Raw genomic sequence first — 7,448 nt, 5'->3', positions numbered from 1 at the left:
CTCCGGCCTAGCTCCGCTGACGCTTCGCCAGATTCCCCCGCAAGCGGGGGAATTGGATTCCGCAAGCGGAATCCTGAAGGGGTGTCAATTCGCGCAAGCGCGAATTGACGGAGTCCCGCAAGCGGGACTCCTGTAGCTGGCTACGAGGAGAGGGTGAATCGGGTGCGGGACTGTGTAGTAACTGGGATTCACAGCTACTTCCTCGTAACAGGATGACGGGTCGTCGGCTCGTCACGGCGCCAGCGCCGCTGCAGTGAGGGGCTCTGCTGCGTTCCGCCCTTGCACTCGAAACCATCCCTGCGCGTTCATCTCTACCTGGCCATCATGGATGGTAACTGGCCGTTCGGCAGTAAGTTTAAGCCGTGTATCAATCTGAGGGAGGGAGCTGGAGTGGGGTGATGCATCATGATGCTGCACTGTGTAGAATTTGGAATCAGACACCACTCCCCCGGACCGTACCCGTCGCGCCGGGACTCCCTTTCCGATTACGTGCCGCACTCCGCGAAAAGGAGAACACGGGAAATGGCCCTGAAGCTACGTGACCACCAGATCGAGGCCGTCAGCGCCATTGTGCGTGGTCTCGACATCCCGCCCGGTGGAATTCCTGCCGATGGTCTGCGGGGGCAGGTGCACGCCGCGTGTGGGACGGGGAAGACGGTTATCGCCGCAGCGGCGGCGAAGCGTCTGGTGCCTCGGGGGCGGGTGCTAGTCCTGGTGCCGACGCTGGACCTCCTGGCGCAGACGGTGAAAGCGTGGCACGACGCCGGCCATCGGGGGCCGGCAGTCGCCGTCTGCTCGCTCCAGGACGACCCTGAACTGTGGAACCTGAAGGTCCGGAGCACCACTAACCCGGTGCAGCTGGCGCTGTGGCACGGTCAAGGGCCGGTCACCATCTACGCCACCTATGCCTCCCTGGGTGTGCTGGTGGAGGCCTTCGAAGGCGCCTACGGCCAGAGGCTTTCGCCCGTGGACCTCGCGTGCGTGGACGAAGCCCACCGCACTTCCGGATCGCTCGGGAAGGCATGGGCGGCCGTCCACGACCAGGACGTCATCCCAGCGGCGCGGCGACTGTACCTAACCGCCACCCCGCGGATCTGGCAGGAGCGGCCCCCTCACTGGGAAGTAGCCGAAGGTGTACGCGACGCGCTGCCGCAGGAGATGGCGGCGAGCATGGACGACGAAGCCGTCTTCGGACCCGTGCTCTACAAACTGTCGCTGGCGTCGGCCGTATCGCGCGGGCTGCTGGCCCGCTACCAAATTTGCGTTGTAGAGATCCAAGACCCAGTGGTCACCCCCGAGCGGCTGATGGGCGAGGACCAGCACAGCGAGGAGGTGCGCGGGCAGCGCCTCGGTGCGCTCCAGGCGGCTCTCCTGCACGCGATGGCGCAGCACGGGCTCCAGACCTGCATCACCTTCCACCACCGGACGATAGAGGCACAGGCTTACGCGGAGGGCCTGGAGCGTGTCGCGGCAAAGCTGCACGCCGACCAGCCCGAAACCTACCCGTCGAAGGTCTGGGCGGACTGGCTGTGCGGCGAGCACGACCCCACGCGCCGGCGCGGCGTCCTGGGCGAGTTCGGCTCCACCGCCCGGCGCGCCGTGCTCTCGAACTGCCGCGTCCTTGGGGAGGGCGTCGACATCAGAAGCGTGGACAGTGTCGCCCTGTTGGACCCGAAGGGCGCGCCGCACGACATCGTCCAGGCCATCGGCCGAGCGCTACGGCAAAAGCCCGGACAGGGGAAGCTTGCCTCTTTGATCGTGCCGGTATTCCTCCAGCCCGGAGAAAAGCCGGAAGACATGTTCACTTCCGGGTCGTATCGGCCTTTGGTGCGCACCCTCGAAGGATTGCGTGCGCACGATGAAGAGGCCATTGAGCTGCTCGCCATTCCACAGGAACCGCACAAAGACATCTCGCAGCCCTCCCTGAACATCGGTACAGCACCCGGGGAAGGCGAGGAAGAATCACGCCTGCTGCTGCGTTTCGCGGTCCCGCGTGACCCGGTGATGGTCGCCCAGTGGGTCTCCTTCAACGTCATCGACACCGAACGCCAGGACTGGGCACGCGGCTGGGCGAAGCTCAAGGCGTTCACCGAGCGAGAGGGGCACGCCCGAGTGCCCTACGGACACCGCGAAGGAGCAACTCCCCTGGGGCAGTGGGTCGCAGAACAGCGACGCGCGTACGCGGCCGGACAGATGAGCGGGCTGCGCGCGGCACGGCTGGAGAAACTCGGCATGGTCTGGTCCGTCGCTGATGAGCGGTTCCAGGAGAACCTCGAGGCCGCCAAGGCGTACCACGAGCAGCACTGGACCCTCTGCGCACCCCGCACCGCGACGATGCTGGACAAGCCCATCGGGCAATGGCTCTCCAATCTCCGCCGCCCTGGCGCCCTCGACGGGCACCCGGAATGGAAGCAGGCACTGGAGGGCGTAGACGAGAACTGGAATCCCAAGTGGCCTGCGGTGTGGCAACGCCACTACGCAGCGCTACGGGAGCTGGTGCGCGACGAAGAAGACCAGGCAGGCCAGACCGACCTCGTCCTGCCCGGGATCACCGTCCACGGAATGGACATCGGACGATGGCTCGCCAAACAACGCCGGCACACCGTCTGGCAGGGGCTGATGGACGGGCAGCGTGCACTCCTGGAGGCGATCGGCGTGGTGCCGCTGCCCCCAGCCGAGGAAGCCCCCGCCAAGCCGTCCAAGGGCGCCTCTGGCACGTTCGAGCGGGGCATTGCGGCCCTGGCCCAGTTCAAAGCCCGCACCGGCTCTGTGACCGTCCCCAGAAGCCACGTAGAGACGCTCCCAGACGGGACGGAGGTGAAGCTGGGGGTGTTCCTCAGCAACACCAAGAGCAGACGCGCCAAACTCACCCCCGACAAGCGCAAGGCGCTCGCCGACCTCGGACTCCACTGGGCGGGATGATGCCGTGATCGCCTTGCCCGCCTGGCGGTCCAGGTGGGCTCAGTCGTCCTCCGGCGGGCCAGCAAGACGCGCCTGCCTCTCGGGCAGCACCACCTGGGCGGAAGTGTCAGCGTCAGCTCGCCGCTATCGGCATTACCGCTGAGGCGGCGCAGACTCGTGGGGCAGGGTCACGGCGGCGGAGGTGAGGCGGTGAGGTACGGCGCAAGTTGGGCTTCAAGATCAGCGACGCGTTTGTCCAGGAAGCGGTTGTTCTGGCGGGCGCCGGCCAGACGCTCTTGGAGGCGCTGGTTGTCCTGGGTGAGCTGTCGTGTTTGCTGCTTCAGGCTGGTGTTCTCGGTGACGATCCGCTGAAGTGAGCCTTCGGGGAGTTCGTGTTCGAGGTCGCGGATCTTGCCGAGGATTTCTGCGATGTGGGTGCGCTGAGTGCGGATTTCGCGCTGGGCCTGGTCGAGTGCCTCTTCGGCGTTGAGGGCGCGCTCCCTCCAGGCAGGCTGTGTCGGCGGCGTGTGGCTGCGGCTGTTGGGGATTCCGGGGTGGGAGCTGTTTTTGCGGGTGGCGTGCTCGACAAGGACTCTGGCCTGCTGGTTTTGGTAGAGGAAGGTGCGCGAGACGCGGGCGGTACGGGCGAGTGCTGCGGCGGTGATGGGCGTGTGGTCGCGTGCCATGGCATCCATAGCGGTCTGGAGGCGTTGAAGCATTTCCTGGGTGGCTTGGTGGCGGGCTCGTACGGCCGCTTCGGTGCGGGAAGTGCTCATGGCTGCCCTGTGGTGTCGTCGGGGGTCTGCAGTGCTGCGAGGTCTCGGGCGCGGAAAGCGGTGCTCCAGGTGCGGTGGAAGTAGTCCTGTGGGCGCCGCAGGTCGAGGGTGAGAGCTTCGTCGAGGATGCCAAGGGCGGCCAGGGCCTGCTCGAGTCCTTTGATGGCCTGGGCGGTGGGTTCGAAGACAGTGTGGAGGTAGTCGGCGGTGGCATCGTTGGGGGCGTTCTCGGCGATGGAGCGCCACTGTTCGGCTTTGCGTCGCCAGTAGAGGAGGTCTGCGCCGGAGAGGACGAAGTTGTCGCAGTTCTCGCAGTCGAGTTTCCAGGGGCAGGCCCCACCGTCGACGACTGGTTGGAAGGTGCAGAACCCTCCGTCGGCGGGGGTGCTGCGGCGGGAGAGGCCCAGGGTCAGGGCGAGGGCTGTGTCGCGGTCCATGGGGGTGGTGTCGCCGGAGAGGAGCTCGCCTGGGTTGGGAGCGCCGGGCCCGGCTACCCAGACGGTGTTCAGTACGTCTTCGAGGTCGCTGTTGGTGATCTTCACGTAGTGCTCGGCCATGCGTTCGGAGAGCTGGCCGAGGTAGCGGCGGATGTGAGTGAGCGTGGCGCCGGCGCGCAGCAGGTTGGTGGCCAGGGTGTGGCGGGCTTGGTGGGCGACGTACCCGCCGCCGAGGTCGAGACCGTCGATCCAGGTCTTGAAGCGCTGGTTGAAGTGTCCGTAGGAAATCGGTTGTTGGCCGTTGGGGTTGCGGATGCGGGAGGGGAAGAGGGCCAGCCTGGGGCGTTCAGCGGATGCTGGGACGCGGCCGTAGCGCTGTTCGAAGAGCTGGAGCGTCTTGGTGCGGCGGGCATCGAGGCGGTGGTAGATGGGCTCGGGGACGCGGATGCCCTCGTTGTAGTTGCCGACCTTGGTCTGGTCGTGCCACAACATGGCCAGGCCGCGGTAGCGGCCGATGCAGTCCAGTCGCAGTCCGACGACCTCGCTGCAGCGGCGCCCGGTGGCGACGATGGTCTCCCAGATGTCCCGCAGGCCTCGGTCGTTGAGGTCGAGTTCCTCCAGGCGGCGCAGGTTGGTCTCGTCGGTCAGCACCCGGGCGACGTCGTCGGTGAAGGGGTTGCGGGAGCGCTGTTTGAGGCCAGCGCCGCCGAAAGGGATGACGGTGAGGAATCCGGTGTCGATGCCGAGGCCCTCGGCGTGGCCGGTGGTGATGGCGCTGTAGAGCAGTTTGCGTGCCCCGTTGAAGACGAATTGGCAGCTCAGGTCGGTAACGGTGGGAGATCGTCCGTCGACCAGGACCATGCCCAGGGACGGCAGGCTGTGGCGGGCGCGGTGGCGCTGGTCGGCGACGAACTGCTCGGCGTGCTCGCGGCGCAGCACAGTGGGGTCGTGGCCTGCTGTGGGGGCATCGTTTTCGAGGAAGACGCCCAGTTCGACGGCGGCGCGGCGCATCTGGTCGAAGGGGCCTCTGGTGCGCGGGCACTGCGGAGATCGGAGCCACTCGGTGAGATGGTCCCAGAGCAAGTCGCGCAGCCACCGCTGGGGAACGGCGGTGATGTCGAAGTGGCTCTGGGCATTCTTGAAACGCCGTCCGAAGTGATCGGTCTCCAGGAAGCCGGCGTCCTTGGTGTCTGAGGGGCTGTAGTAGACGCAGCGCAGAGCGTTGACGGTCTCCCAGCAGATCTGGCGCACCATGGAGTGGAACTGTTTGCCAGTCAGGCCCTGGTGGCCCTCGCCGTCGAGGTCGGTCAGAGAGATGAATCGTCCGCGCCAACAGTGGTTGATGAGGTTCTTGATGCCATTGAGGTCCCAGGTCGAGCGTTGTTCAACTTGTGCGTGGGTGTTCAGGCCCCACTGGATCTCTGCGGCGAGCAGTGGGGGCAGGCCGTGCAGGTTGATCACTCCGGGTTGGGTGACGGGGAGCACGTGTGCGCACCAGGTACGGAAAGCGTCTTCGTCCTGGTAGGTCACTGGCAGGCGTTTGCCGTGCCGTCCCCTGCCATGTGCTGAGGTATCGACTTCAGCTCCCCCAGGGCGGCCTTGTCCCTGATAGCGCCCCTCGTGTTGACGGCACAGTCCCAGCGAGGAGGAGGCCAGCAGGGGGCACACCGCCTGACAGGTGCCGTACCCCGCCAGCGGGGCTTGCGTGCCTAGCCACTGCTGGAGTGCCTCTTCTTCGGTCCGTGCGGTGCCGGCATGGTGTTGCCAGCGTGCGTAGTGCTGACTGCACAGCCGGAGGGCGGCTGTGGTGGCCGGCCGTTCCGGGCAGATCCGGCAGGGTCCGTGGTCGGTACCCCTGGCAGCGGGGAGCGGCTGGGCGGTACGAAGGAAGTCGGCTCTGGCCATACCGGATGCCTGAACCTGGGTCCACGATCGGTGATGGGATTCGCAGATGACGTGGCCTACCTGGCGGGAGCGCCCGCAGCCGTCGATGGAGCATCGCCAGCCATAGACGGGGTGCTGAGGCGGGATCCTGATCAGCGTGTCGCGATAGAGAGGATCGAATGCGGGGGCGTCGATGAGGGCCGTGAGCAGTTCAAGCCGGTCGCGGCCGATGCGGGTGACGTCGGTGCGGCCGGGCAACAGCGTCAGCGGGATCACGGCTGTGTCCCCCACACCTGCTCAAGCGCCGCGGTGAAGACCGGGTCGTGGACATCCACGTGGCCGTAGACCTGCTCGACAGTTGCGGCCGAGGCCCAGCCGCCGGCGTCACGTGCGATCACCGCGTTGCCCCGTGCGGCGTCCAACACCGCGGTGGCGAAACTGTGCCGGAATGCGTGCGGCACCACCCGGCCGATCTCCACACGGGCTGCGGCCCGGCGCAGCATGCCTCGGGCCGCTGCGGTGGTCCACGGCTGGCCGCGGGAGGGGCCGTGCAGGCTGACCAGGAGCATGCCGTGAACGGGCTGGGCCGGGTACTGGGTGGTGATGTACTCGAAGTAGGTGTGGATCATCGCCGGGCTCGCCCGGCGCACCGTACCGCCGCACACCGTGCCGTCCTGCGAGGTCCAGGGTGTTTTGGTCTTGGCCCGGGCACGGTTGTGGTTGTCCTCGCGGTGGCAGATGTGCACGTGCGGTCCTCGGCATTGACCACATGTGGCTTGCTCGCGCAGGTGCAGGTCGATTAAGCGCAGCCCGCACAGCTCCCCGATCCGGAAGCCGCCGTCGGCCAGCCACGTGACCACCATCCGGTCCCGCGCGCACGACACCGCCCCCAGCAAAGCTTCCCGGGCTCCCTCGGGCAGCATCTTCGGATGCCGGCGGACCTGTTCCGCCGAAGCCAGGGGGTTCGCGGGCATGCTGTGCAGGACGTGCCCGAGCATCGCCCGGCGACGGTCCGCCTGCGTGGGCAGCCGTGTTGTCCGCAGCGCCTCGGCCAGCAACGGGTTCACTCCCCGGATGCCCAGGTGAAGGTAGAAGCCCTTCAGGCAGGCTGCCGCGGTCTTCAGTGCGCTGTGCCCGTACGGGCGCTTGCCTTCCCGCCACGGCAGACCGAACGGCCTCGGGTAGTGCGCTCCGAGCGCTGCCATGTAGTGCCGCAAGTCCTCAAGTGATACCGACCCTGTGTCCAGGCCTGCGAACCGCAACCACCGCAGGTGGTCGACCAGCACATACGCGTACGTGCGGTCCGTGCCCGCGGCGCAGGTATGCAGGAACCCGTCTGCCTCGGCCACCACTGAGCAGTCGGTGTCCACGATCGTGTAGCAGACCCGGCCGCCCCCACGGATGATCTCCTGCACCCGCAACTGGCCCACCACCAGCCGAACACCCACCC

Annotated in this window: 4 protein-coding genes; 1 reads left to right on the top strand and 3 read right to left on the bottom strand. The window is 67.0% G+C overall.

Features of this window, described 5'->3' with window-relative positions:
* Positions 1–522: 522 nt before the first annotated feature.
* Complete coding sequence (locus ACO1BR_RS40960) at positions 523–2,922, top strand: Helicase associated domain protein (protein WP_426800199.1); 2,400 nt, start codon at positions 523–525, stop codon at positions 2,920–2,922.
* Between the two features lie 167 nt (positions 2,923–3,089).
* Here ACO1BR_RS40960 and ACO1BR_RS40955 read toward each other — a convergent pair whose 3' ends face one another.
* The 3 genes from ACO1BR_RS40955 to ACO1BR_RS40945 all read right to left on the bottom strand — a co-directional run bounded on the left by ACO1BR_RS40955 (position 3,090) and on the right by ACO1BR_RS40945 (position 7,446).
* Complete coding sequence (locus ACO1BR_RS40955; RefSeq protein WP_426800198.1) at positions 3,090–3,677, bottom strand: DUF6262 family protein; 588 nt, start codon at positions 3,675–3,677, stop codon at positions 3,090–3,092.
* Complete coding sequence (locus ACO1BR_RS40950; RefSeq protein WP_426800197.1) at positions 3,674–5,644, bottom strand: tyrosine-type recombinase/integrase; 1,971 nt, start codon at positions 5,642–5,644, stop codon at positions 3,674–3,676. Before ACO1BR_RS40950 ends, ACO1BR_RS40955 begins: the two co-directional genes overlap by 4 nt.
* Positions 5,645–6,270: 626 nt before the next feature.
* The gene (locus tag ACO1BR_RS40945) at positions 6,271–7,446 is read right to left on the bottom strand and encodes a tyrosine-type recombinase/integrase (RefSeq protein ID WP_426800196.1); all 1,176 of its coding nucleotides are present in this window, start codon (positions 7,444–7,446) and stop codon (positions 6,271–6,273) included.
* Between the last annotated feature and the right edge of the window lie 2 nt (positions 7,447–7,448).

Origin of the sequence: Streptomyces sp. YGL11-2 (genome assembly GCF_050054615.1) — a bacterium.
In the GTDB taxonomy this organism is placed as follows: domain Bacteria; phylum Actinomycetota; class Actinomycetes; order Streptomycetales; family Streptomycetaceae; genus Streptomyces.
The sequence above is the reverse complement of the archived record's forward strand: the minus strand, read 5'-3'. Positions and strand labels throughout refer to the sequence as shown.

Coding starts and splice junctions, on each gene's coding strand:
- ACO1BR_RS40955 (WP_426800198.1), bottom strand. CDS start 3,677: ATGAGCACTTCCCGCACCGAAGCGGCCGTACGAGCCCGCCACCAAGCC.
- ACO1BR_RS40960 (WP_426800199.1), top strand. CDS start 523: ATGGCCCTGAAGCTACGTGACCACCAGATCGAGGCCGTCAGCGCCATT.